At 58.5% G+C, this 25,875-nt stretch carries 24 protein-coding genes and 1 riboswitch; of the genes, 10 read left to right on the forward strand and 14 right to left on the reverse strand.

Features of this window, described 5'->3' with window-relative positions; genetic code table 11:
- Positions 1–49: 49 nt before the first annotated feature.
- Positions 50–427 (reverse strand): fluoride efflux transporter CrcB, encoded by a 378-nt coding sequence (crcB, locus tag HA50_RS19755; RefSeq protein ID WP_084877716.1) that lies wholly within the window; start codon positions 425–427, stop codon positions 50–52.
- A gap of 91 nt (positions 428–518) precedes the next feature.
- Positions 519–594: riboswitch (Fluoride riboswitch) on the reverse strand.
- 134 nt (positions 595–728) lie between these two features.
- On the opposite strand from crcB, the gene HA50_RS19760 reads away from it, so the two are divergent.
- Entirely contained in the window at positions 729–1,646 is a 918-nt protein-coding gene (locus tag HA50_RS19760) for a nucleoside hydrolase (protein WP_084877719.1), read from the forward strand.
- 20 nt (positions 1,647–1,666) lie between these two features.
- Here HA50_RS19760 and HA50_RS19765 read toward each other — a convergent pair whose 3' ends face one another.
- Positions 1,667–2,695, reverse strand: coding sequence for a zinc-binding alcohol dehydrogenase family protein (locus HA50_RS19765; RefSeq protein ID WP_084877722.1), 1,029 nt, complete (start codon positions 2,693–2,695; stop codon positions 1,667–1,669).
- A gap of 135 nt (positions 2,696–2,830) precedes the next feature.
- Between HA50_RS19765 and HA50_RS19770 the strand changes: the two genes are divergently transcribed.
- Together HA50_RS19770 and HA50_RS19775 are read left to right on the forward strand one after the other, a co-directional pair.
- A complete protein-coding gene (locus HA50_RS19770) occupies positions 2,831–3,733 on the forward strand; it encodes a GntR family transcriptional regulator (RefSeq protein ID WP_084877725.1) in 903 nt (300 codons plus the stop codon).
- A 172-nt stretch (positions 3,734–3,905) separates the two neighbouring features.
- Positions 3,906–5,258 (forward strand): MFS transporter, encoded by a 1,353-nt coding sequence (locus tag HA50_RS19775; RefSeq protein ID WP_084877727.1) that lies wholly within the window; start codon positions 3,906–3,908, stop codon positions 5,256–5,258.
- Positions 5,259–5,579: 321 nt separating this feature from the next.
- Here HA50_RS19775 and HA50_RS19780 read toward each other — a convergent pair whose 3' ends face one another.
- Positions 5,580–6,494: a LysR family transcriptional regulator gene (locus tag HA50_RS19780; RefSeq protein ID WP_084877729.1), complete on the reverse strand. Its 915-nt coding sequence runs from the start codon at positions 6,492–6,494 to the stop codon at positions 5,580–5,582.
- A 2-nt stretch (positions 6,495–6,496) separates the two neighbouring features.
- Positions 6,497–7,561, reverse strand: coding sequence for a dipeptidase (locus HA50_RS19785; protein ID WP_208617301.1), 1,065 nt, complete (start codon positions 7,559–7,561; stop codon positions 6,497–6,499).
- Here HA50_RS19785 and HA50_RS31415 point away from each other — a divergent pair.
- From HA50_RS31415 to HA50_RS19815, 7 genes are all read left to right on the forward strand, one after another.
- Positions 7,560–7,724 (forward strand): hypothetical protein, encoded by a 165-nt coding sequence (locus HA50_RS31415; protein ID WP_158087421.1) that lies wholly within the window; start codon positions 7,560–7,562, stop codon positions 7,722–7,724. The genes HA50_RS19785 and HA50_RS31415 overlap by 2 nt on opposite strands.
- Positions 7,725–7,762: 38 nt before the next feature.
- Positions 7,763–9,358, forward strand: coding sequence for an ABC transporter substrate-binding protein (locus HA50_RS19790; RefSeq protein WP_084877732.1), 1,596 nt, complete (start codon positions 7,763–7,765; stop codon positions 9,356–9,358).
- Complete coding sequence (locus tag HA50_RS19795) at positions 9,358–10,368, forward strand: ABC transporter permease (RefSeq protein WP_084877735.1); 1,011 nt, start codon at positions 9,358–9,360, stop codon at positions 10,366–10,368. Before HA50_RS19790 ends, HA50_RS19795 begins: the two co-directional genes overlap by 1 nt.
- Positions 10,365–11,264, forward strand: coding sequence for an ABC transporter permease (locus HA50_RS19800; protein ID WP_084877737.1), 900 nt, complete (start codon positions 10,365–10,367; stop codon positions 11,262–11,264). Before HA50_RS19795 ends, HA50_RS19800 begins: the two co-directional genes overlap by 4 nt.
- A complete protein-coding gene (locus HA50_RS19805; protein ID WP_084877740.1) occupies positions 11,265–12,092 on the forward strand; it encodes an ABC transporter ATP-binding protein in 828 nt (275 codons plus the stop codon).
- A 112-nt stretch (positions 12,093–12,204) separates the two neighbouring features.
- The gene (locus tag HA50_RS19810) at positions 12,205–12,945 is read left to right on the forward strand and encodes an ABC transporter ATP-binding protein (protein ID WP_084877743.1); all 741 of its coding nucleotides are present in this window, start codon (positions 12,205–12,207) and stop codon (positions 12,943–12,945) included.
- Positions 12,942–14,453 carry a serine hydrolase domain-containing protein gene (locus HA50_RS19815; protein WP_084877745.1) on the forward strand — a complete coding sequence of 504 codons (1,512 nt, stop codon included), beginning with the start codon at positions 12,942–12,944 and terminating at the stop codon, positions 14,451–14,453. The genes HA50_RS19810 and HA50_RS19815 overlap by 4 nt, the downstream gene beginning before the upstream one ends.
- A 65-nt stretch (positions 14,454–14,518) precedes the next feature.
- Here the strand turns inward: HA50_RS19815 and HA50_RS19820 are convergent, their stop codons facing one another.
- The 10 genes from HA50_RS19820 to mntP form a co-directional block, all read right to left on the reverse strand.
- Positions 14,519–15,355, reverse strand: coding sequence for a fumarylacetoacetate hydrolase family protein (locus tag HA50_RS19820; RefSeq protein ID WP_084877748.1), 837 nt, complete (start codon positions 15,353–15,355; stop codon positions 14,519–14,521).
- Positions 15,356–15,439: 84 nt separating this feature from the next.
- Positions 15,440–16,261 (reverse strand): M55 family metallopeptidase, encoded by an 822-nt coding sequence (locus HA50_RS19825; RefSeq protein WP_084877751.1) that lies wholly within the window; start codon positions 16,259–16,261, stop codon positions 15,440–15,442.
- Between the two features lie 90 nt (positions 16,262–16,351).
- Positions 16,352–17,398, reverse strand: a complete 1,047-nt coding sequence (locus tag HA50_RS19830; RefSeq protein WP_084877753.1) for a DmpA family aminopeptidase — start codon at positions 17,396–17,398, stop codon at positions 16,352–16,354.
- A gap of 2 nt (positions 17,399–17,400) precedes the next feature.
- On the reverse strand, positions 17,401–18,285 hold the full coding sequence (locus HA50_RS19835; RefSeq protein WP_084877756.1) for an ABC transporter permease subunit: 885 nt from the start codon (positions 18,283–18,285) through the stop codon (positions 17,401–17,403).
- On the reverse strand, positions 18,285–19,214 hold the full coding sequence (locus tag HA50_RS19840) for an ABC transporter permease (RefSeq protein WP_084877759.1): 930 nt from the start codon (positions 19,212–19,214) through the stop codon (positions 18,285–18,287). The genes HA50_RS19835 and HA50_RS19840 overlap by 1 nt, the downstream gene beginning before the upstream one ends.
- Positions 19,215–19,299: 85 nt before the next feature.
- Positions 19,300–20,841, reverse strand: a complete 1,542-nt coding sequence (locus HA50_RS19845; protein ID WP_084877762.1) for a glutathione ABC transporter substrate-binding protein — start codon at positions 20,839–20,841, stop codon at positions 19,300–19,302.
- 20 nt (positions 20,842–20,861) lie between these two features.
- Entirely contained in the window at positions 20,862–22,733 is a 1,872-nt protein-coding gene (locus tag HA50_RS19850) for an ABC transporter ATP-binding protein (RefSeq protein WP_084877764.1), read from the reverse strand.
- Between the two features lie 18 nt (positions 22,734–22,751).
- Entirely contained in the window at positions 22,752–23,717 is a 966-nt protein-coding gene (gene dgcA / locus HA50_RS19855; protein ID WP_084877766.1) for an N-acetyl-D-Glu racemase DgcA, read from the reverse strand.
- A gap of 1 nt (position 23,718) precedes the next feature.
- Positions 23,719–24,726: an N-acetyltransferase DgcN gene (gene dgcN, locus HA50_RS19860; protein WP_084877768.1), complete on the reverse strand. Its 1,008-nt coding sequence runs from the start codon at positions 24,724–24,726 to the stop codon at positions 23,719–23,721.
- Between the two features lie 466 nt (positions 24,727–25,192).
- Entirely contained in the window at positions 25,193–25,765 is a 573-nt protein-coding gene (mntP, locus tag HA50_RS19865; RefSeq protein WP_084877771.1) for a manganese efflux pump MntP, read from the reverse strand.
- Between the last annotated feature and the right edge of the window lie 110 nt (positions 25,766–25,875).

The following is a 25,875-nucleotide window of genomic DNA, read 5'->3' on the forward strand; positions in this document are numbered from 1 at the left end:
AGAACTCTGACCAGTATCTACCTCTTAATGGTTATTTCAAGCGTGCTGTTTATCCCAGCAGATTGACGACGGTGAAACCGGCGAAGGTCATCAGCAGGGAGCCGATCACATGCACCATCACACTCGACATGGCCCAGAAATATTTACCGGTCTGCAACAACACCACTATTTCTGCGGAGAAGGTGGAAAACGTGGTGAGACCGCCACACAGGCCAGTGACAATCAGCAGCTTCCACATCGGGTCGAGATGCGGGTTTCTGATAAAATATGCCAGCGCTGCGCCAATGATAAATCCGCCCACCAGGTTAACCAGCAGGGTGCCGGGTGGCAAATTGGGAAACAATGTATTGAATCGGAGAGAAATCAGCCAACGCAGTGAACAACCCACCGCACCGCCCAGCATGACAGCCAATAGCGACTTCAGCATAAGTTTGTAGCTCCTGAGATTAGAAACGCGCAGGGCCGCGGCAGGACAGAAAAACACCTGACACACCGCCGTCTCCCGCGCAGGGATACGAGTGTTGTCAGGCGTCATCAGCCGTCTGTTGCCAGAACGGCGGTTGGGAAAGGTGGCACGCCATCACCTTAGGCGGAAGATAATACGCTGGCTGATGCTGGCAGACAATATGTGACTGGCAACAAGGTGTTGGATAAAAGGCCCCGTAAATAGCGCCTTCGCAATCACCCATTTTTGTTTTACCTTGCCAGAAAACGAACTGGAGATCCCAATGCGCACCCTGATTTTTGATACTGATATCGGCGTGGATGACGCCTTTGCGCTGGCCTATGCCGCGCGCACTCAGCATTTGCTGGGCATCACCACGGTGTTTGGCAATGTTGCGGTGGGTCAGGCGGTAAAAAATGCCCGGCTGTTTTGCGAGAAGATGGGGATTGATGCGCCGGTCTATCGTGGCTGTTCGCGTCCACTGGCGCTGGCGCCATCGGCACCGGCGCGTCTGCATGGCGAAGATGGTCTGGGCGATGCCTTTACCAATCCCCATAGCGACCAGGCCCCCAGCGCGGTGCAATTTATTATCGACAGCGTGCGCGCCCGTCCTCACGCCATTACCCTGGTGGCGATTGGTCCGCTGACCAATATCGCCAGCGCGATTAATCAGGCACCGGATATTATTCCGCTGGTGAAAGAACTGGTGATTATGGGCGGTGCGTTTGGCACCGACGGCCACAGCGGTAACGTCACGCCTTTCGCGGAATTCAATATCTGGAAGGACCCGCATGCCGCCGATCAGGTGCTGGCATCACAGCTGCCGGTGGTGGTGGTGCCGCTGGATGTCACCCATAAGGTGTTGATTACCGGCGCAGAAGTACGGCAGCTCAATCAGCCGGTGCTGAGCGCCATCTGCCGTCCGTATCTGGCGTATAGCCTTGAGAAGGAAGGGTTTGATGGCATGGCGCTGCACGACACGCTAACCCTTTCCTGGCTGGCGCTGCCACATGCTTTCCACCTGACGGAAGCGCCGGTACGGGTGGTGACCGAGGGCATCAGCAGCGGCCAAACGCTGCGCCGCCTGAACGCCCTCGCCTCTCGTCATGACCCTTTCGCCGGGTTGCGTGCACAACGCCTGTGTCTGGGGGTAGAAGCTGACGCGGTGCGCCAGCACTTTTTCGCCACCTTGCAGGCTTAACGCTTTTGTAGCGGCGCGATTTATCGCGCGAAGTGGATAACACCTTTGATTAACTCGCGGTTGTTAATCACGTCAGGTTCAAAGGTTTCCGCCAGGGTGGAGAAATCATAATGTCGATTGAGCATCATGTCGGCACGTAGCTGACCCGTTGCCATCAGTTCGCGCACTTTATCGAAATCTTCGCGCGTGGCGTTACGGCTGCCCATCAGCGTGGTTTCCTTTTTGTGGAACTCGGTATCCGGGATCACCAAATCGCCTTTGTGCAGGCCGACATACACGATGGTGCCACCGTGACGAATCAGTTTCACCGCGCCGTTCATCGCCGCCGGGCTACCGGTGGCGTCAATCACCTTCGCCGCCAGTCGACCACCAAACTGCGCGCGCAGAGTGGCATCAAAATCCGCATCCAGCGGGTTGATGGTGGTCAGATTAAGATGTTGCGTGACATGCGCCCGCCGTTGTTCGCTGGTATCGGCAACCACCACTTGCGCCCCCGCAGCAGCAGCGATGGCAGCAACCCCGAGGCCAATCGGCCCGGCGCCGACCACCAGCACTTGTTCATCTGCCGCCACGGCCGCCCGACGCACCGCGTGTGCGCTGATGGCAAAAGGTTCGATAAGGGCTGCGGCTTCCACCGCCACATCATCCACCGCCAGTAAGTTATTTTGCGGCACGCTTAGAAATTCACAGAAACCGCCATCCTGATGCACGCCAATCACCGAAATGTTTTCACAGCAGTTGGTTTTGCCACTCTGGCAGGCATCGCACTGCTGGCAGGAAACATAAGGGATCAGCGCCACGCGCTGGCCGGGGGTAAAACCACTGGCCGCACTGCCCAACGCCACCACTTCGCCGCACAGCTCATGGCCCAGCACGCGCGGATAGCTGAAGAACGGCTGATTCCCCGCCCAGGCGTGAATATCGGTGCCGCAAATCCCGGCGGTAATCGGTTTGATCAGGACCTCGTGTGCCGCGGGGGTCGGTCTCGGGCGCTGCTGCCACACCATGCTGCGGGGTTCCATTACCACCAGGGTTTTCATGCTTGTCATAGGTTTCTCCTGTGCTGATGTCGCAGTTATGGCGAAAATCGATGTTAACGGCTTGTTGCGCACGCGGAAGTGTGAAGTAACACGATTTTTTTGGGCTTTCGATGGTTTTTAATAAATAAAAAACCGGAGCCTGCTATGAGCCGAAGCCAGAATCTGCGCCAGAACGTGATCAACCAAATGCTGGAAGGTATTGCCCAGCGCCATATTCGTTCGCCCTTACCCCCGCAGGCGGCGCTGGCAGAAATGTTCAATATCAGCCGTACCACGGTGCGCCATACCCTGCATTACCTGCATCAGCGTGGTGTGCTGGAAAAGGTGGATGAGACTTACGTCATCGTGCGTGATCCCGGCGACGAAGACGGTTTCAGCGCCCTCATCCCGCCGATCGAGCAGCAGGCGGCGCAATTCGAGCAGACGTTTTTTAATCTGATCAACCAGCGACTGTTGATGCCAGGCGATACCTTTACCGAGCTGCAATTGGCGCAACGGGTGAAGGTCAGCCCGGTGGTGGTGCGGGAATTTCTGCTGCGGTTTATGCGTTACAACCTGCTGGAACCGGTAAAACGCGGCCAGTGGCGCATGAAGAAGTTCGATCAGGATTACGCGGAGAAACTGTTTGAACTGCGCGAAATGTTAGAAACCCACGCGCTGAATCGCTTTCTCAATCTGGCGTCGCATGATGAGCGCTGGATTCAGGCGCGTGATTTGCTTGACCGCCATCGCGCAATGCGCGACACCATCGCCAGCGATTATCGTCGCTTCTCTGCACTGGATAAGGAGATGCATTCGCTGATCCTTTCCGCCGCTAATAACCCGTTTTTCAATCAGTCGCTGGAGATTATCTCGGTAATTTTTCATTCACATTATCAATGGGATGAGAGTGATTTGAAGCAACGAAATATTGTGGCTCTGGAGGAGCATATGGCGATTCTCACCGCGCTGATTAGCCGCCAGGATGTAGAAGCCCTGTGCGCCCTGCACACCCATCTTGGCACCGCCAAGACCTCGATGATCCGTTCAATTCGTCAGTACAATTAAAAACCGATTAAAAACCACAAATCATTAGCTCCCGCACGAATCAGAAACATCTTTGCAACATCCCGTCATCTTTGCTTCTAGTCTCGAACCATCTGTTGAGGTCGCATCAATTGGCGACCACAGAATCCCACACTGACTGATAACGATAAGTACCCAGCTCCGGGAGGTTGCAATGGAAAATACATCAGCGCGTGGTCGCGAGACAGCGCCAACCCCAGCCGCAGAGGGACGTGATTTCGTCCCCGCTCGTGGCGATGTGGTGCGCTCACCGCGCATCAAAAAGATTCAGATGACGGCAATGTTGTTGTTGCTGTTTGCCGCCATCATTAACTATCTCGACCGCAGTTCGCTGTCGGTGGCCAATATGACCATTCGCGGTGAGCTGGGTCTGTCCGCCACTGAGATTGGTGTACTGCTGTCGGCGTTTTCGCTGGCTTACGGTCTGGCACAGCTGCCGTGCGGTGCGCTGCTGGATCGCAAAGGTCCACGCATCATGCTGGCACTGGGGATGTTCTTCTGGTCGCTGTTCCAGGCGGCAGCGGGGATGGTGCATAACTTTACCCAGTTTATCCTGGTGCGCATCGGCCTCGGCATTGGCGAAGCGCCGATGAACCCGTGCGGCGTGAAGGTGATTAACGACTGGTTCAACATTAAAGATCGCGGCATGCCAATGGGGATGTTTAACGCCGCCTCGATGATTGGCCTGTCCATCGCCCCGCCGATTCTGGCGGCGATGATGCTGGTACTGGGCTGGCGTGGCATGTTTGTCACCATCGGCGTGCTGGGGATGTTCCTCGCTATCGGCTGGTATCTGGCTTATCGCAACCGTGACAACAGCAAGCTGAGCGCAGAAGAGATTCACTATTTGCAGGCGGGCAGTGTCGCGTCACGTAAAGAACCGATTAGCTTTGCCGAATGGCGCGGGCTGTTTAAGCAACGCACCATGTGGGGCATGATGATTGGTTTCAGCGGCATCAACTATACCGCATGGTTGTATATCGCCTGGCTGCCGGGTTACCTGCAATCCACCTATAACCTCGATCTGAAAAGCACCGGTTTGCTGGCAGCGATTCCATTCCTGTTCGGTGCGGCGGGTATGCTGCTGAACGGTTATGTGGTGGATGCGCTGGTCCGTCGCGGTATGGACGCAGTGAAGGTACGTAAAGTGAGTATCGTCAGCGGCATGTTGCTGTCTGCGGCGTTCACTGCCTTCGTGACCCGCGCCACCGACACCACCAGCGCGGTGACGTTAATCGGGATGGCGCTGTTTTGTATCCATTTTGCCGGTACATCCTGCTGGGGTTTGATTCATGCGAACGTGACCGCTCGCATGACCGCTTCGGTCGGCAGTATCCAGAACTTTGCCAGCTTTGTGTTTGCGTCGTTTGCTCCGGTGATTACCGGCTGGGTGCTGGATACCACGAAATCTTTCAGCCTGGCGCTGATGATTTGCGCCGGTGTGACGGTGGTGGGGGCACTGGCCTATCTGCTGCTGGTGAGAAAACCAATCACTGATGGGGTGTAAAGCCTTAGAAAAAAGAAAAAAACAAACAACAAAACAAAAACCAAAGACCGTAATCGCGGGTGCAGCGGGGGGGGGGGCCATCCGGACTCGCTGAGTGCGGGTGCGATTCCAGGATGAGCCGCAAGGATGCGGCGAAAGGCGGCGTGTAGCGGCGCGATTTATCGCGCGAAAAAGCCGCGAAGCGGCGAGGAAGGCGGCGCAGGGCCAGGGAATGCAAAGGGCGCGGCCCAGGGCGCCCTTTGCTCGGTCGCCGCACCGGCGAACTGAAACTACCTCAGCCAGTAGCGAACGAAATCCCTCCGAAGCTGAAACACCAAGGCCCTACGGATTCACCGTAAAAAACCTCGACTCACACTGCCTTGCAATCTCCCACAACTTATTTCTAATCACCTGCTTCAGCTGCAAAGTCGATTGCGACTGCGGCCGATCGCGGCGACTAATCAACATCACCTCAAACGGTAACGGCTGCGCCACTGGCAGCAGCTTGAGCTGATCGGCATAACGGCAGGCCGTGAACAGATCCACCACCCCCACGCCGCCACCGGCCAGCACCATATCGGCAATCACCGAATAGGTTTTAATCGACAGCGACACCGCTGGCGTCAGCCCTTTATCGCGCAACGCCCGGTGCAGCACCCGTCCCAGCGGATCCTGGCTTTGCATCATCAGCAGATTATTGGCGCACAGCCATTCGAGCGTGACCGGTTCGTTGTGGGTGTGATCCCGTGGCAGCAACGCTACCATCGAGGATTGAAACAGCGGCTCGGCCAGCAGGTTGGCATCCACCTGCTGACCAAACACCAGCGCGAAATCGAGCTGATTTTCGAGAATGCTGCGGCACAGGGTGCTGAAATGTTCGGTGACCAGCTCCACGCTGACCGATGCGGCCTGCTGTCGCCAGGTCACCAGCGCCGGAGCCAGCACCATCTGACCAAACGCATGGGCGGCCCCCACGCGTACCGTCTGCCCCTCACCACGGCGCAGCTGCTCCGTCAGTTGCGTAATCGCCTGCAACCTTTGATACAGCTCCTCCACTTCCGGCAGCAAACGCCGACCTTCCGCCGTGACGATCATCCCCTGCGCCCGCCGCTCAAACAGCGCAAAACCGAGCTGCTGCTCAGCGTGATTCAGCACCCGGCTGACATTCGGCTGCGAGACATTGAGCAGGCGCGCGGCACCGCTGATGCTGCCGCTCTGCACTATCGCCTGAAACACCTCAATATGTCGCAATCGCATGATTATTCGCCCCAGGTCGCTTCGAGCACGCGCAGCCAGTTGCCGTAACAAATCTTCTCCAGCAGGTCCTGCGAATAGCCACGCGCTGCCAGGGCATCCACCAGCAGCGGGAAACCGGCCACATCTTTCATATCGCCCGGCATGGTCGCTCCATCGAGATCGGAGCCAAAGCCGACCCCGTCTTCGCCGACTTTCTCCAGCAGATATTCCACATGACGCACGATGGTATCAACCGTGGTGGGAGCATGGCGGTCGCCATCTTCACGCAGGAACGGCACCGCAAAGTTAACCCCCACAAATCCCTGGGTTTCAGCAATCGCCGCCAGCTGACGATCGGTGAGGTTACGGGACTGGGCGCTTAACACATGAGCATTGGAGTGGCTCGCCACCAGCGGCGCATCGCTGATATCGGCGGTATGCCAGAACCCTTTTTCATCCATGTGCGACAGGTCAACCATGATGCGGCGCTGATTACAGTCGCGCACCAGCTGCTTGCCCGCCGCCGTCAGGCCGTTGCCAATATCTGGTGAAGAGGGGTAACGGAACGGCACGCCATCGCCAAACTGATTAGGACGGCTCCACAGCGGCCCGAGGGTGCGTAAACCGCTGGCGTAAAGGATATCCAGCAACTCACCGTGGGTATCCAGCGCTTCCGCCCCTTCAATGTGCATCACCACGGCCAGCACGTTGTTGGCCATGCACTGACGAATCTCACGTACGCTGCGACAAATCTTCACCTGCCCCTGCGATGCCTGCTCAATACGCAGCAACAACGCCAGCATGGAAAAGGTGGCATCGCGCGCAGTGCCAATAATTTCTTCAGGAAATTCTGAGAGGTCTGGCGCACTTCTTGCAACTAGCGGGTGTGATGGCACCCAGGTGGCAAAAATCCCACCTACCATATTTCCCTGGCGGATGCGGGGAAAGTCCATCTGCCCCGATTCGGTGCCATTCAGGAAAGCATTTACCGCGTCGGGCTGATGGTGCTGCCACAGTTTGTTCAGGACATCGTTATGACCATCAAAAACCGGGATGGAAAGCCGGTTGGCGTTACGCAAGTCAGACATGTTGTATCCGTTTCATGTGCAGGAGAAAGCACAAGCGCTGCCAGTTGGCGGAGCAAAACGCACCAAAATGAGGCAAGCGCCTGAGCGTGAAACAAAAGGCTTAATGCCTGTTATTAATCCCCCTGCACCGCAGGAAAGTCAAGACAAAAAACAGCAAAAATAAAATATTTTATTTTAATAATCAATAAGTTGGGAGTTTACATGGTTACCAGAAGACGTTTTCTTGCAGGATGCACCGCCGTACCGTTCCTGTCGTATCTCAGCCTTAATTCTGCCTTCGGTGCCACCCCGCCCAGCATGCTGGTAATGGCGATGCAGCTGGACAACATCACCAGCCTCGATCCGCACGAAAGTTTTGAAGCGATTGGCGGCCAGATCTGCGGCAACCTCTATCAGAAGCTGGTGATGCCCGACCCACAGCAGGCCGACAAAGTGATTGGCGCACTGGCCAAAAGCTGGGATGCCAGCAGCGACAATAGCGTTTACACCTTCCATCTCGATCCGGCGGCAAAATTTGCCGATGGCTCACCGGTAACCGCCGAAGATGTCGCCTTCTCCATCGAACGTATCGTAAAACTGGATAAAAGCCCGGCATTTATTATCAACCAGTTTGGCTTCACCAAAGATAACGTCACCCAGCTGGTAACGGCGAAAGATACCCACACGGTGGAGATGAAACTGGGCGCACCGGCCGCCGAGACGTTCCTGTTGTATTGCCTGTCAGCCACTGTCGGCAGCATCGTGTCGAAGAAAGCCTGTCTGGCGAACCAGCAAAACAACGACTTCGGCAACGGCTGGCTGAAACAGCACAGCGCCGGTTCCGGTGCCTTTACCCTGCGCACCTGGAACGCCAGCGAAACGGTGATTCTGGAACTCAGCCCGCAGTTTAGCGGCGAGAGCAAAATCAAACGTGTGATCCTGAAACATATTGCTGACCCGGCAGCCCAGGCGCTGATGGTGCAAAAAGGTGACGTGGATGTGGCCTATGACCTGACCACCGAACAATTGTTGCAGGTGAAAGACGACCCGAAACTGTCGCTGGTGAATCAGTCGCTCTCCGCCATTATGCTGATGTCGTGCAACACCAATAACGAGTACCTGAAAAAACCGCAGGTGTGGCAGGCACTGAAATGGGCGCTGGATTATGACAGCATCCAGAAAAACATTCTGTCGATGAGTTTTACCACTCACCAAAGCTTCCTGCCGAGCGGCTTCCCGGCAGCGCTGGACGATACGCCGTTCCACAAAGATCTCAGCAAAGCCAAAGCGCTGCTGGCGGAAGCGGGTTATCCGGATGGCTTCGAAATCACCCTTGATCACTACTCGATGCAGCCGTACCCGGATATCGCCCAGGCGATTCAGACCCAGCTGGGCGCGATTGGCATCAAGGTGTCACTGATTGCCGCCGAAAACCGTCAGGTGCTGACCAAAATGCGCGCCCGTCAGCATCAGCTGGCCCTTACCGTGTGGGGCGCGGATTATTTCGATCCTAACTCCAACACCGAAGCCTTCTGCGTCAACACCGACAACAGCGACAACGCGCGCAACCGCACGCTGGCCTGGCGTTGCAGCTGGTCTGACGAAGAGTTCAACAAACTGACCGAGCAGGCACTGCACGAACCGGATGCGGCCAAACGTATCGCCCTGTATCACCAGATTCAGCAACTGGGGCGCGAGAAGAGTCCGTTTATCTACATGATGCAGAGAACACGCAACACTGTCTGCGGCAAAAATATCAGTGATGTCCACATGACGGTGCTGGAGCAATGGCCGTATGAGCAGGTGAAAAAAGCCTGATGCCGTTACTGAAGAAAATCGTCAGCACCCTGAGCAGCCTGGTGCTGACGCTGTTTGGCCTGTCGGTTTTGACCTTTTTCATTGGCCGCGTGATGCCCACCGATCCGGTGCTGGCAGCGGTCGGTGATAACGCGCCCCAGTCGGTGGTGGAGCGCGTGCGTGCGGAGATGGGGCTGGATCAGCCCCTTTACATCCAGTTTGGTCACTACCTCAATCAGCTGTTACATGGCGATCTCGGCAAATCGATTCTGACCTCCAACCCGGTCACCACCGATATCGCCCGTTTCTTCCCTGCCACCATGGAGCTGGCGACCGCCGCGATTATTATCGCCGCGCTGATCGGCATTCCGCTTGGCGTATGGGCGGCGGTGCGCCAGAGCACCTGGGTGGATCAAACCATCCGTGTGATTTGCCTCGCCGGTCATTCGCTGCCGGTGTTCGTGCTGGCGCTCCTCAGCCTGCTGGTGTTCTACGCGGTGCTGGGTATTGCGCCGGGGCCGGGGCGGCAGGACATCATCTGGCAGGATATGGTGCCGCAAGTCACCGGCTTTCTGACCATCGATTCCCTGCTGGCGGGCGAATATGACGCCTTCCGCGATGCGCTGGCGCATATGGTGCAGCCGGTGTTAATCCTCGCTTATTTCAGCATGGCTTACATCACGCGTATGACACGCACCTTTATGCTCAACGCCCTGAGCGGCGAGTTTGTCATCACCGCGCGCGCCAAAGGTCTGTCTTCACGCCGCGTGATTTGGCGACATGCGTTTCCCACCGTGGCGGTGCAGCTGGTGACAGTGCTGGCATTGACCTACGCCGGATTGCTGGAGGGAGCGGTGGTAACGGAAAACGTCTTTGCCTGGCCGGGCCTTGGGCAGTATCTCACCACCTCGCTGATGAACGCCGATATGAACCCGGTGGTCGGCTCGACCCTGCTGGTGGGCACCGTATATGTGCTACTCAACCAGCTGGCTGACATTCTCTATCGACTTTGGGACCCGCGCGTAAAATGATCTTTTTCTCTCGTGACTGGCTGCTTGATGACACCCCCGCCAACCGCCGTCAGGCGGTGTGGGGCCGTCGTTATCGCCTGTGGCTTAGCCTGCGCAGCAACACGCTGGCGATGGCGGGTCTGCTGGTGATTTTACTGATGCTGCTGCTGGCGCTGTTTGCCCCGCTGCTGACGCCGTTCGATCCCGGCACCCAGCATCTCGATAACCGTCTCGCCCTGCCATCGCTGACGCACTGGCTCGGCACCGATGAGCTGGGACGCGATGTCTGGACGCGGATTATCTATGGCGGACGCACCACGCTTGGCATGGTGATCGCCGTGGTGGTGCTGACGGCACCGCTGGGCCTGCTGATTGGCTGTATCGCCGGTTATGCCGGGGGGATTGTCGATAAGGCGCTGATGCGTCTGACCGACATCTTCCTCGCCTTCCCGCGTCTGATTCTGGCGCTGGCGTTTGTTGCCGCCCTGAAGCCGGGGGTGGAGAGCGCGGTGCTGGCGATCGCCCTCACCGCCTGGCCGCCGTATGCGCGTCTGGCGCGTGCCGAGACCCTGCAATTCCGCCATAGCGATTTTATCGCCGCCAGCCGCCTGACCGGTGCGTCACCGCTGCGCATTATCCTGCGTCATATCATGCCGCTGTGCGTGCCCAGCCTGATTGTGCGCATCACCCTCGACATGAGCGCCATCATCATCACCGCTGCCAGCCTTGGCTTTCTTGGCATGGGGGCACAGCCGCCCTCACCGGAATGGGGCACGATGATCGCCACCGCCCGCCGTTTTCTGTTCAGCCAATGGTGGGTGCCGCTGATGCCGTGCATCGCGATTTTCCTGACGTCGCTGGCGTTCAACTTTCTTGGCGACGGTCTGCGCGACGTGCTGGACCCGAAGGAGCGCTAAATGCTGGTGGAAATTGACAACCTGCGCATTGCCTTTCGCAATCGCGCAGAAACTTTTGAAGCAGTACGGGGCGTCAGCTTTAGTGTGGGACGCGAGAAGTTTGCCATCGTCGGCGAAAGCGGTTCCGGCAAATCCCTGACGGCGCGCAGCCTGATGCAGCTGCTGCCGGGCAATGCTGAGGTGACGGCGGATGTGCTGCGCTTTGACGGCATCGACCTGCGCGGTGCCAGCGAGAAAGTGCTGCGGCAGATTCGCGGCAAGCGCGTCGGTTTTATTTTGCAGGACCCGAAATATTCGCTCAATCCGGTGATGACCATCGGCCAGCAGATTGCCGAAGCCTGGCGTGAGCATAAAGGCGGCAGCAAAAAAGCGGCGATGCAGGCGGCGATTGGCCTGCTGGAGCAGGTGAAAATCCGCGATCCCGCCCTGGTGGCGAAGCGCTATCCGCACGAGGTATCCGGCGGCATGGGCCAGCGCGTGATGATTGCCATGATGCTGGCACCGGATCCGGAATTGCTGATCGCCGATGAACCCACCAGCGCGCTGGATGCCACGGTGCAGGCGGAGATCCTGCGGCTGATTGACGATCTGGTTTCAGCGCGCGGCATGGGGTTGATCCTGATCAGCCACGATCTGCCGCTGGTGTCGCATTTCTGCGATCGCGTGGCGGTGATGTACGCCGGGCGTATCGTCGAACTGCTGGAAGCTGGCCAGCTGCAACAGGCGCAGCATCCCTATACCCGTGGCCTGCTGGCCTGTCTGCCATCGCTGCGCCATCCGCGTGAGCGGCTGCCGGTGTTGCAGCGTGACGCGGCGTGGCGGGATTAATTAGCGTTGCCAAAATCGCGCGATGAATCGCGCCGCTACGGTCTGGTGCGGCCTGTAGCGGCGCGATTTATCGCGCATGTTGCATCGGATGATGAGCTAAACGAGCAAACACATGATTCAAATCGATAATCTGCGCATCGCTTTTGGTGCGCACACGGTGGTGAAAGACGTCAGTTTTGCGGTCGGTAACGGCGAAAGCTTTGGCCTGGTGGGTGAAAGCGGCTCCGGTAAATCCACCATTCTGCGCGCCCTCGCCGGGCTTAATCAGGACTGGCAGGGCAGCATGATCTTCGGCGGCCAGGCACTGAGCGCCAAACGCAGCCGCGCTTTTTACCGTCAGGTACAAATGGTGTTTCAGGACCCGTTCGGTTCGCTGCATCCGCGCCAGACCATCGACCGCATCCTGCACGAACCGCTGCTGGTGCACCGGCTCGATCGCGCCGAGCAGCGTATCAGCCAGGCGCTGAGCGAAGTTGGCCTTCCTGCGGCGGTGCGCTTTCGTTATCCCCACCAGCTTTCTGGCGGGCAGCGCCAGCGTGTCGCCATTGCCCGTGCGCTGATTGCCGAGCCGGAAGTGCTGCTGCTGGATGAGCCGACCTCAGCGCTGGATGTTTCGGTACAGGCGGAAATCCTTAATTTACTTAGCGATCTTCGCAGTGAACGCAAACTGACCTACATTATGGTGACACACAACCTCGCGGTGGTGACGCACCTGTGTCAGCGTATTGGCGTGATGCAGCATGGCGAGATGGTGGAGCAGTTGAGCGCGGATGACCTGCGCGCCCGGCGCATCCAGCATCCGCACACCGCGCAACTTTTTGATCTCAGCATGACGCTGGAGGAACCGGCATGACAGCCCACTGGCAACAGGCCGCAGACATTGCAGAATCGATCGTTCAAAGCTGGCAGCAACCCGGTGCGCCGGGCGGTGCCATCGTACTGTTTGATGCCCACCATATTCACTCCGCGCACTGCGCCGGGCTGGCGGATCTTGCCCAGCAAACGCCGTTCAGCATGGATAGCGTGGTGCGCTTTGCTTCCATCACCAAACATCTGTTCGCGACGCTGGTCACCGGCCCTGGTCGCCGTTACCTGCAACTGAATGACCGGCTCGACCAGCATCTGCCGCAGCTGACCGGGGCCAATGGTGCCGTCACCGTCGGCCAGGCGCTGGATATGAGCAGCGGGCTGCCGGATGTGCGCGAAACCCTGTCGCTGCTGGGCTTGTCGGTGTACAACGCCACCACCGCCGCCGATTTGCTCGATTTTCTGGCGCGTGAAGGCGACCTCAGTTATCCGCCGGGCAGCGAGATTTCTTACACCAACACCGGTTACCGGCTGGTGGAAGAAGCGCTGAAAGCCAAAGGGGTGCTGTTCAACGATCTGCTGCAACAATACGTTTGTGAGCCACTGGATATCAATCTGACCGCGCCTGAAAGCTGGTTCGATATCGTGCCAGGCCTGGTGCCGGGTTACTGGAACAACGGCGAGCAATGGCAGCTGTCCAGCGCCGGTCTGCATCTGTCGGCCTCCGGCAGTGTCACCGGCAGCCTGCGCCATCTGACGCGCTGGCTGCAAAGCCTGCTGGCGGATAGCGGGCCGGGCGCAGGGGTACTGCAACGGCTGAGCGCACCACGCAATCTCAACGATGGGCGTACCAGCGGCTACGGCCTCGGCCTGACCAGCTCCACCCTTGGCAGTCAGACGTTGTTTGGTCACGGCGGTTCCCATGCCGGATACAAAAGCTACTTCCTGCTGCACCCGGAACTGAAAATCGGTGTGGCGCTGGTGGCGAACCGCGAGGACGTCACCACCTCGGAAAGTGCCCTGCGCATTCTGGCTGCGGCGCTGGGCCGCACGCTGCCGGAAAAAGGCCACGATCTGACGCCCGGTTTATATGTGGCACCGGCTGCCGCCGACTGGCTGGAGATCAAAGGCGTCACCGCCACCTGGCTGGGCGCGGGCGAAACCTTGTGGCGCGATGAACGTCATGGCGATGCGGTGTCGCTTTCCAGCACCTTTCCGATGCAGTTACATCATGAAGGTGAGGCAATTGTCGGGGAAATCGGCCATGCGGCGCGCCGCTTTGAGCCGGTACAGCCGGACCGTGCCAGCCTGGATAACTTACAGGGGCGCTGGTTTGCCGCAGCGTGGCGTAGCGAAATGGTGATTGAGGGCGAGACGCTAACCATGGGGATTGGCCCGGCGGCGATTCGCGCCACGCTGCAATCGCTGGGCGGCGACCGGGTACTGGCCACCGCGATGGATGGCCCGTGGGAAAAACGCTTTGTACTGGCGCGCAGCGGCGAGAGCGTGCGGCTGCTGCTGAATCGCAGCCGGGTGGTGACGTTTACGCGCTAAGCACCAAAACCGGCGCGATGAATCGCGCCGCTACGGTCTGGTGCGGCCTGTAGCGGCTTGATTTATCACGCAATGTGGTGACGCAGTCGCCCGATTTTTTCGATCTCCACTTCAATCTCATCGCCGGGGAACATAAACAACGGTGGCGTACGTTTTTTGCCGACGCCACCCGGTGAACCGGTGATGATCACATCGCCTGCCGCCAGCGGGCTGAACGCGGAGATGTATTCAATGATCTTCGCTACCGGATGCACCATGCTGGCGGTGGTGTCGTTCTGCACTTCACGCTGATTCAGCCAGGTTTTGATCGCCAGCTGCTGCGGATCGGGGATCTCGTCTGCGGTGGTCATCCACGGGCCAAAGCCACCGGTTTGCGGCCAGTTTTTACCGGCGGTAAACCAGGTGAACTGCATGTCACGTACCGTCGCATCCATAAAGCAGCTGTAGCCCGCCACATGCGCCAGCGCCTGGCTGGCCTGCACCTGCCAGGTGGGTTTGCCGATGATCACCGCCAGCTCGCCTTCGTAGTCAAACTCCTGGGTGGTGACGGGTTTCAGCAACGGCTGCTCATGCGCCGCCAGTGAATCGGCAAAACGTACAAACAACGTCGGTGCTTCTACGGTGGCGGCAAATTCTTTGCGTTTGTCGGCGTAGTTCATACCGACGCAGAACACCTTACCCGGATTCTCAATCACCGGCAGGAAACGGATGGCGCTGAAGGGATAATCGGCTGGCTGTGCGCCATAGGCTACGAGGTCGCTGAGCGCGCCGCGTTGCAGCAGGGTTTTCAGGTCGGGACACTCGGCACCGAGGCGTTTACCGAGATCCACCACACCGTTTTCCTGCACGATGCCATAACTTTTTGTTGCCTGATCAATAATATAAAAACTGCAAAGCTGCATGACTGCCTCGTTGGAATAAAAAAATCGCGCGCAGATTACCAAAAGCCGCACAGGAAAGCGGTACGACCTGCGCGCGATGTGGCTTTAATTTTGCGTACTCGCCAGATAAGAGAAGGCACTCAGCAGGCTAATCAGCGTGCCCATCTTCTCTGCACGATAGCCGACGGTCACCGCATCAATGCGCGTGACGCCGGGGATCAGGCTAAACAGATCGGCCAGCACCGGCTTGCTCGCCTGGAGCTGCATCTCATACGGGGCACTCAGGCGCGTGGTTTCGACCTGGCGCGCACGTTGTACCGCAGCGGTGGCGGCGGCGCGGATGGCGCTTTGCGCCGCCTGCGGGCTGATCGACTCGGCACAGGTATGGGAGATGGCGCGTTTGACGCAGACGTAATCGACCGATGGATAATGCTCCGCCATCCAACCCTGCAATTGATCGTCACCGCTCACCAGCCACAGCGGCGTGCCCTGCTCGGCCGCCGCCGCCGCATAGATATCGCTCTCGCCCATCACTTTGCCGTTGATGTGGATGCGCCAGAAGGCGCGGCCATTGATGGTGTGCGCCAGCACGCCCGGCTCACCCGCCGCGCTGTGATAACCGATAAAAAACAGGCCATCGAACAGTTGCTGTTCCAGCCCCTCCACCATCGACAATCCACGCGGTTTGCCCTGCACCAGCCGGGCGCGCGGATCGATATTTTCCGCGCGCAGATTGGTCATTTGCGCATGGCTATCGGCCACCACCACTTCCGTCGCGCCACCGGCGAAGGCACCGTCGATGGCGGCGTTCACTTCCTGTTCCATCAACCCACGCGCCAGCTGATGTTCCGCATGGCCCGGTGAACATTGTTCCGGGCGCATTACGCCCGCGATGCCTTCGATGTCGGCAGAGATAAAAATTTTCATAGGATGAGGTGTTCCGTTTGTGACGATAAAATCAAAAACCGCGCGATAAATCGCGCCGCAACGGTCTGGTGCGGCCTGTAAAACGCGCCGTTACGGTTGAGATAACTTATCCAATACATCCGCCAACGCCGGGCGGTGATGACCGCGAAAACCGGTCACTGCTTCGGCGCTTAACAATGCATCCAGCACCGCGTGTTCGGTCGCATCTGCGGCGGCGGCGAGCAGCGGCTCCAGCGCGGCATCTTGCGGGGGCTGCGGTTGCGGCTGGGTCGAGAACGCCAGCGCGATATCGCCGGAACCGTGTCCCCAGTAGCTGCCAAGCCGTCCCAGAGCCGCACCGGCGCGTTTCGCCACGCGTTTGAGCTGGCGCGCATCCAGCGGCGCATCCGTCGCCATGATGATGATGATCGAACCCGCATCACGCTGTGGCGTCAGTTCCGGCAGCAGCGGCTCGATCATTTCACCGAGCCGCACACCGTCCAGCGTTAACGCAGTCAGCGCACCAAAGTTTGCCAGCACCAGCACCCCCAGCGTGGCGTTGAGCGCGGGTATCAGACGCGAGGCGGTGCCAATTCCGCCTTTCAGGCTGAAGCAGCTCATGCCACGCCCGGCACCGACGCTGCCACGGGCAAAATCCGTCTGCGCATCGTTTAACGCCTGCTGCGCCAGTGCTTCCGTTACCGCCAGCGCCTGGATGTCATTCAGCCAGCCGTCGTTGCACTCCAGCGCCACGGGATTAACCGTGGGCAGGCTGCGCCCCAGCTCCGGGTTGCGGCTGATGGCATCACGCACCAGCGTGGTAAACAGCGTTCCGACTGCCAGGGTGTTGCTGAGCAGGATCGGCGTCTGCAACACGCCCAGCTCCTCCACCTGCACCAGCCCCACCGGTTTGGCAAAACCGTTAAATACCGCCGCCGCACAGGGCAGCGGCTGCTGAAACAGGTTATCGCCCGGCGGCACAATCGCCGTGACGCCGGTCTGGATTTCCCCGGCGTCCAGCGTGGCGTGACCAACGCACACACCTGGCACATCACTGATCCGATTGGCTGGCCCGCAGGCACTGCGTGGCTGGCCGAGCTGACGCTCTGCACGCCAGCGTTGCAGCAGCAGGTCGCGCTGCATCTGTTGAAAATCCATGCTTAACTCTTCAGTTTGGGATCCAGCGTATCGCGCAGGGCATCGCCCAGCAGGTTGAACGCCAGCACCGTGATAAAAATGGCCAGACCGGGGAACACGCTGACGTGCCACATGCCTGCCATCATCATGTTGCGGCTCATCGCCAGAATGTTGCCCCACTCAGGTACGTCCGGCTCCGGGCCAAGGCCGATAAAACTCAGTCCGGCTGCGGTGAGGATACTGGTGCCGATGCGCATGGTGAAGTAGACAATCACGTTCGACAGCGTACCCGGCAGGATATGGCGCAGCAGGATCACCCGATCCGGCGCACCCGCGCAGCGTACCGCTTCCACGTAGGCAGCCTGCTTCAGCGATAACGTTGAGGCACGCACGATACGGGCAAACACCGGCACGCTGAATACCGCCACGGCGATGATCACGTTATTCAGGCCTGGGCCAAGAATCGCCACCACCGCAATCGCCAGCAGCATACCAGGGAAGGCAAACAACACGTCAGAACCACGCATAATCAGCATGTCGATCCAGCGGCCATAGTAGCCCGCCAGCAGGCCGAGCAGCACGCCCACTACCATGCCGAGCGTCACCGACAACACGCCAACGTATAACGAGATACGCGCGCCATAGATAATACGGCTGAGCAGGTCACGCCCCAGATCGTCAGTACCCATCCAGTGCGCCGCTGACGGCGGTGATGATAATGCCATCCAGTCCGGTGCCATGGGGTCCCACGGGGCCAGCCACGGGGCGAAAATCGCCACCAGCACCAGCAGCAGCACAAAGCCGCCCGAGACCAGCGCCAGCGGATTGCGCACAAAGGCGTGCAGGAAATCGCGCCACGGCGAACGGATGGTCTCCTGCGTTGTGGCAGGCAGAGATTGCAGACTCATCATGGCTCCTGTCGCAGGCGAATCGCCGGGTTAACGACCGCATAGAGCAGGTCTACCAGCAGGTTAATCACAATAAATTCAAACACAAAAAGCATCACCAGTGCCTGAATCACTGGCTGATCCTGGGCTTTGATCGATTCGATCAACAGCCAGCCGAGACCCGGCCAGTTGAAGACGCTTTCCACCACGATCGATCCCCCCAGCAGAAAACCAAACTGCAAACCCAGCATGGTGATCACCGGGATCAGCGCATTACGCATCACGTGTTTCCAGGTGACCAGCCGGTTACGCAGCCCTTTCGCTTTGGCGGTGCGCACATAATCTTCCTGCGCCACTTCAAGAAAAGCCGAGCGGGTAAAACGCGCCATCACCGCCGCCACCGAGGAACCAAGCGTGATGGCGGGCAGGATGATATCGGCAGGTTTGTTGAAACCACTGACGGAGAACAGACCAAAAGGCATGGCGACAAACTGGATCAGCAGCAAACCCAGCCAGAAGGTGGGCATCGAGATACCACCCACCGCGACGCTCATCAGCGTCCAGTCCTGCCATTTGCCGCGTTTCAGTGCCGCCAGCACACCGAGAAACAGGCCAAGGATCACCGACCAGGCAAAGCCCGCCAGTGCCAGCCACATGGTCGGCATAAAGCCTTGTTTAATCACGTCCAGCACCGGTTGCTGCGTGCGATAGGTCACGCCAAGATCGCCACGGAACAGGCCACCGAGCCAGTGCAGATATTGTTGCGGCAGCGGATCGTTAAGACCGAGGTGCTGACGCGCCGCTTCCACCGCTGCCAGCGGTGCATCCGGTCCGGCGTAGATACGCGCCGGGTCGCCCGGTAGCAGTTTGATGAAGCCGAATACCAGCAGCGAGACCACCAGCAGTACCGGGATCATCTCCAGCAGACGACGAATAATGTATGCGAACATGCGATTCCTTCTGTGTAGCGGCGCGATTCATCGCGCATCTTGTTAAAAAACCGCGCGATAAATCGCGCCGCTACGGGTTGTGTGCTTACTTAAACGCCGCCTGGGTATAGAGGAAGTTGCCATCCGCCAGCATAGAAACGCCGGTCAGGTTGCTGCGCTTGCCGACCAGGTTATCCGGCGTACCGAGGAAGGCGACAGGCGCATCTTTCCACAGCAGCTTCTGCGCTTCGGCATAGGCCACACCGCGTTTGGCCGGGTCCGCCGTTGCCAGGCCACCGGCAATCGCTTTATCCACTGCCGGGTTGCTGTAGTAGGACACGTTGTATGAGGTCGGCACCCAGGACTCAGTGGCGTACAGCGGACGCAGCGCCCAGTCAGCATCGCCGGTTGAAGTTGACCAGCCACCGTAGTAAAGGTCGAACTCGGCTTGCTTCGGATCCTTCACGCCCCACAATTTGGCGTTACGCGTGCCGGAGTCCATCGGAGTGACGGTGACGCGGATGCCCACTGTCGCCAGCTGCGCTTTCAGGAACTGCGCCGCACGCACGCTGGCAGTGGCGTTGGTGGTCCACAGCTTCAGGTCCAGACCGTTCGGATAACCTGCTGCTTTCAGCAGCGCTTTGGCTTCATCCGGTGCATAGCGATAGTTCGGGTCGCTTTGCTTTTGGTAGAACTGCACCCCTTCCGGGATAGCCGAGGTGGCCGGTTTGCCCATCCCGGCGAACGCCACTTTCAGCCACAGGTTGCGGTCGATGGCATAGTTGATCGCCTGACGCACGCGCAGATCCGCCAGCGGCTTATGCTGGGTGTTGATCGCCATGTAGTAGAGATAAATGCTCGGATCGCGCTGGATCGCCAGCTTGCTGTCGTTCTGCACGGTGCTGATCAGATCGGACGGCAGTGGCCAGATCGCATCCGCCTGGCCCGATTTGAGCGCCGCGACGCGAGTCGCATCTTCCGGGCTGGGCGAGAAAGTGACGTTATCCACTTTCGGCCAGCCTTTCTGCCAGTAACCGTCGTATTTGGTCAGGGTGACGGCTTTACCTGGCTGCCAGTTGACGAATTTAAACGGACCGGTGCCGACCGGATGTAAACGCAGCTGCGCTTCATCCGGGTACTGTTTCAGAATCGCCGGGCTCCACATCACTGCCGACGGGTGTGCCAGGGTGTTGATAAAGGCACCAAAGGATTGGTTCAGCTCGACTTTGACCTGATCCGGTGCCAGTACCGTGACTTTCTGGATCATCTTGTACAGGCTGTTGCGCTTCAGACCTTTGGTCTGATCGGCCAGGCGCTCAAGGTTGGCTTTCACCGCTTCGGCATCGAACGGCGTGCCATCCTGGAAGGTGACGCCTTTACGCAGCGTCAGGGTGAATTCGGTGGCACTGTCGTTGCTGGTGTAGCTGGTTGCCAGCCAGGGTTGCAGCTTCATCTGCGCATCAAACTGGAACAGACGCTCAAAGATGCCGCTCTGCACTGAATAGCTGACGTTGTCAGAGGTGTCGTGCGGGTCGAGACCGGTGATATCGGCATACATCGAAATATGCAGATCCTGCGCCTGTGCGGCAGCCGCCAGGGAGAGGGTAAGTCCGAGTGCGAGCGAGGTGCGACGGAAAAACGGGTTCATAAAATCTCCTGGTATTGGGGTTAGCGCGAAACAATGCCGTCAGCGACCCAGTGCTGCGGCGCAACCTGGCGATAACGGGGTTTAATGACCGTTTCTCCCACCTTGCGTAACGGCGAAGGAATCTCGCTGTCGTCGAAGGTGCGTAGTGGACGGTTCTGTGGATCAGCCACTGGCACCGAGGCCAGTAATCGTTGGGTATAGGGGTGCTGCGGGTCATTGAATACCGACTGACGTGGCCCCAGCTCGACAATCTGTCCGAGGTACATCACCGCCACGCGGTTAGCGATACGCTCGACCACCGCCATATCGTGTGAAATAAAAATCCACGACACACCGGTTTGCTGTTGCAGATCCATCATCAGGTTCACCACCTGCGCCTGAATCGACACATCCAGCGCCGATACCGCTTCGTCGGCGATAATCACCTTCGGTTTCAGCGCCATCGCGCGGGCAATGGCGATGCGCTGACGCTGGCCGCCGGAAAATTCATGCGGATAACGGCGCGCATGTTCCGGCAACAGGCCAACGCTTTTCAGCAGTTCTTCCACCTGCGGCGTCGCCTCCTCCAGCGACTTCACCACCCCATGCAGCAGCAATGGCTCGGCAATGGTGAAGCCCACGGTCAAACGCGGGTTGAGCGAGGCGTAGGGGTCCTGAAACACCATCTGGATTTCACGGCGCAGCGGCTGGAACTGGGCTTCTTTCAGGTTGGCGATTTCATTGCCCTGAAAATGGATGCTGTCGGCATCGCTGTGAATTAAGCGCATCAGCGCCCGCCCGGTGGTGGATTTACCACAGCCGCTCTCACCGACAATCGCCAAGGTTTCTCCCGGCCACAGGGTGAAATCGATCTGCTCCACCGCGTGCACCTGATGGGTCAGCGCCGAAAAAATGCCGCTGCGAATCGGGTAATAGACTTTCAGGCCGCGTACATCGAGCAGCGGTTTATCGTCGTAACGCGCGGTGCGTTGCTCGGCGTTATCCGTCGGTTGCGCGCCGAGCAGCGGAAAACGCTGCGGCCACGCGTGTTCACGCATATCACCCAGTCTGGGCACCGCAGCCAGCAGGGCCTTGGTGTAAGGATGCTGCGGCGCGTTGAAGATTTCCGCCACCGTTCCCTGTTCCACCACGTCGCCGCGATACATCACCACCACGCGATCGGCCACTTCCGCCACCACCCCCATGTCGTGGGTGATAAACAGCACCGCCATTTCTTTGGCTCGTTGCAGGTCGCGCAGGATGTGCAGAATGCGTGCCTGCACCGTAACGTCGAGCGCGGTAGTGGGTTCATCAGCAATCAGCAATTGCGGATCGCAGGCCAGCGCCTGGGCAATCATTACACGCTGACGCATGCCGCCTGACAGCGAGTGCGGGTAGCTTTTCATCACGCGATCGACATCGGCAATGCGCACCTGGCGCAGCAGTTCACGGGCGCGCGCGTCTGCTTCGGCTTTGCCGCAAATCTGCTGATCACGCAGCGCTTCGGTCAGCTGATCGCCGACGCGTAACACCGGGTTCAGCGAGGTCATCGGCTCCTGAAAAATCATCGACATCTCACGGCCACGCAACGCGCGGCGCTGGTTTTCGTTGAGTTTTTCCAGCTGATGCAGCTGACCTTTACGGTCACGAAACTGGATGGAGCCGCGATCAATACGGCCTGAGGCCGCCAGCAGCCCCATTACCGCCAGCGAGGTCACCGATTTGCCCGATCCGCTTTCGCCGACCACCGCCACGATTTCCCCTTTGTGTATCGCAAAATTGATGCCTTTCAGCGCCTGGCTAACGCCGCTACGGCCACGAAAGCTGACGCTGAGATCCTGAATAGCGAGGACCGGCGCCGTCGCGGAACCGGCAACGCTGGCGGCGTTGTGAATAAGTGAAGTGTCCGTCATCGTTGCTCCGCGTGCGGGTTATAGCCAGATTCGGCCCTGGGAATAGGAAAGGAACGGCGAGCTGTCGGCCGCCAGCCAGATCGGGCCATCAAGATCGATATGCTCAGCGGCAATCGCCACCGGCAGCGCCGCTTCCATCGCCAGCGATGAACCCAGCATGCAGCCCACCATCAGGCGCATATCCAGCTTCTGTGCTTCTTCCACCATCGCCAGTGCCTCGGTTAACCCGCCGCATTTATCCAGCTTGATGTTGATCATCTCGTAGCGATTACGCAGCTGCGCAATATCTTCCCGCGTGTGGCAACTCTCGTCGGCGCACACCGGAATCGGATGGGTGAAACGTTGTAAATCCTGATCCTGACCCGCCGGTAACGGTTGCTCGACCATCGCGATGTTGTAGGGCAACAGCGCGTTGAGCAGGCTGTGTAAATCGACCCCGGACCAGGCTTCGTTGGCATCAATAATCAGCGTGGCATGGGGGGCTGCCGCGCGAATAGCCGCCACTTTTTCGAGGATTTCTTCACGGTTCAGTTTAATTTTCAGCAGGATCGCGCCGCGCGACACCGCATCTTCCGCGGCGGCGGCCATATTGGCGACGGTATCGAGGCTGAGGGTTTCGGCGGTGATCACCGAAATCGGCTGCTCCTGCTGCGTCAGATGCCAGAAGGATTGCTTCGCCAGCGCTGCATCGAGCCGCCACAGCGCGCAGTCCAGCGCATTACGCGCTGAACCGGCATGCAGACGGGTTTGCAGATCGACACGGCTGAGGCCCGCTTCAATGTCGGCGCGCAACGCTTCCAGTTCAGCGTTAACGCTTTCCGGCGTTTCGTCGTAGCGCGGTGTGGGGGTGCATTCGCCGCGACCAATAAAGCCGTTCTGCTCCAGCGTCACACGGATCACCGTCACTGCGGTACGCGTGCCACGCGAGATGGCAAACGGGCGCGCCAGCGGCAGCTCCAGCACTTCAATCTGCATGCGCCGCATCTTAGCCACGCTCCTTCAGCAACGCGGCGATATCAGCGATGCCAAAGCGCACCGGATCGGTGGCGGGCACGCCAAATTCGGCGCTGACTTCGGCGCAGTAAGCACGCGCTTCTTCTTCGCTGTAGTTCGAGGTGTTGATGGCAAAACCTGCCAGCTGTACCGAATCGCTGGTGACGGCCGCCGCGCGGAAGTTAGCGTCGACGCAATCTTTCAGGCTCACCATCGGCTGATGCGGCAGATGACGCATATGCGGGCGCCCCATTTCGTGGCACATCACCAGCCAGTGTGGCTGTGCACCGTGGATTAGGCCCATTGAAACACCGGCATAGGATGGGTGGAACAGCGAACCCTGGCCTTCAACGATATCCCAGTGGTCATCTTCGTTAGCCGGAGACAGGGCTTCTGCCGCACCGGCGATAAAGTCGGCGATGACGGCATCGATAGCGATACCTTCACCGGCAACCAGGATACCGGTCTGACCGGTGGCGCGGAAATCAGCTTTCATACCGATATCGCGCATCGCCGCTTCCAGTGCCAGCGAGGTGTACATCTTGCCGACGGAGCAGTCGGTACCGACAGTAAGTACACGCTTACCGCTGCGCTTCTTGCCGCTGCCGACATCCAGCTTCGGACGCATATGACGGATATCGAACAGCTCGACGCCATGTTCCTGCGCCAGCGCCACCAGTTCCGGCTCATCCACCAGACGATGGTGCAGACCGCTGGCAACGTTCATACCGGCTTTGATGGCGTTACACACGGTTGCCAGCCAGTGCTGCGGCAGATAACCACCGGCGTTGGCGGTGCCGAGCACCAGGGTTTTCGCCCCGCGCGCTTTGGCGGTGGCAATGTCGAGTTCTTCCAGACCAAGGCTAACGCTACAGCCCGGCAATTTGATTTCGCCCACGCACTGCTTCGGTCGCCAGACCTGGATGCCGCGTGCGGTTTTTGCTGCCAGTGGATCGGTAACGTCGCCAAGAAAAAGTAAATAAGGTTGAGGGATCAGCATGATGTTCTCGTGTCAGACAGGTGAATAGGACCTGAGCTGACTATTTCATGCAGCGCGAAGGGGTGACGAATGCTTGTTTAGTTATAGGGTATAACCTGAGGCTATAGTCAGATCAAAATCCGATGGCTGAAGGCGTAAAGCGGCGATTTCAGGGGGAAAATGGGGAGATAACGGGCGGGAGAGATAAGAAAATCATTGATAATCACCGGTCGATCCCTGACCGCGATTATCGAGGGTTACGTGCGGGGGACTTAGTTTAAAGCACCCGGCGGTACGTGTTTGTAAGTTTCAACATAAGCACGAAACACGTATTTGAAGAACCGTTTCATAAAGCACCTGATTAAAAATAAGTTGAGAAATACTAAAAAAAGTATAGACCCAGCTTGTTTTCTAAGCAAGAAACTTTGAAGCAGATCACAAAAATGAAGGTTTTAAGCAACTGCACAATCCGCTAATGACTAAAACCTTAACTGAACCAACCCATATGTTCCACCAGAATGGTGCAACCGATGCAAATTAGGACAACGCCCCCGAGCACTTCCGCCCATTTGCCCATTACCGGGCCGATAAAGCGGCCAACCAGCACGCCTGTGGTCGCCATAATGGTGGTGGCAGCGCCGATGGTCAGCGCGGTCAGCACGATATTGACCTGTAAAAATGCCAGGCCCACACCCACCGCCAGTGCATCCAGGCTGGTGGCCACGGCGGTTAACGCCAACACCATAAAACCGTGACGCTGTGGCGGCTCGCAAGGTTCACCGGCAGTCTGGCTGAAGCCAGCCATCATCATACGGCCACCGAGTAACGTCAGCAGGCCGAATGCCAGCCAGTGGTCCCAGGCCATCACATAGCGGCTGGCCGCCAGGCCAATTGCCCAACCAATCAATGGGGTGAGCATTTCAATCACACCGAAAATCAGGCCGGTGCGCAGCGCCTCTTTAAAATCCGGGCGATGCAGGGATGCGCCTTTGCCAAGTGCTGCGGCGAAGGCGTCCATCGACATACCAAAGGCCAGAATCAGGGTTGCGATAAATGTCATGATTTTTCAGTCAACGCAGACCAAAAGGCGAGGAAGCCTGAGGTTTGTCTGCATTTATTGTTCAGTAATGAAAAAGTGCGCGCAGTCTACCACGCAAAATCACCAAAAAA

Origin of the sequence: Pantoea cypripedii, from assembly GCF_002095535.1 — a bacterium.
In the GTDB taxonomy this organism is placed as follows: Bacteria; Pseudomonadota; Gammaproteobacteria; order Enterobacterales; family Enterobacteriaceae; genus Pantoea; species Pantoea cypripedii.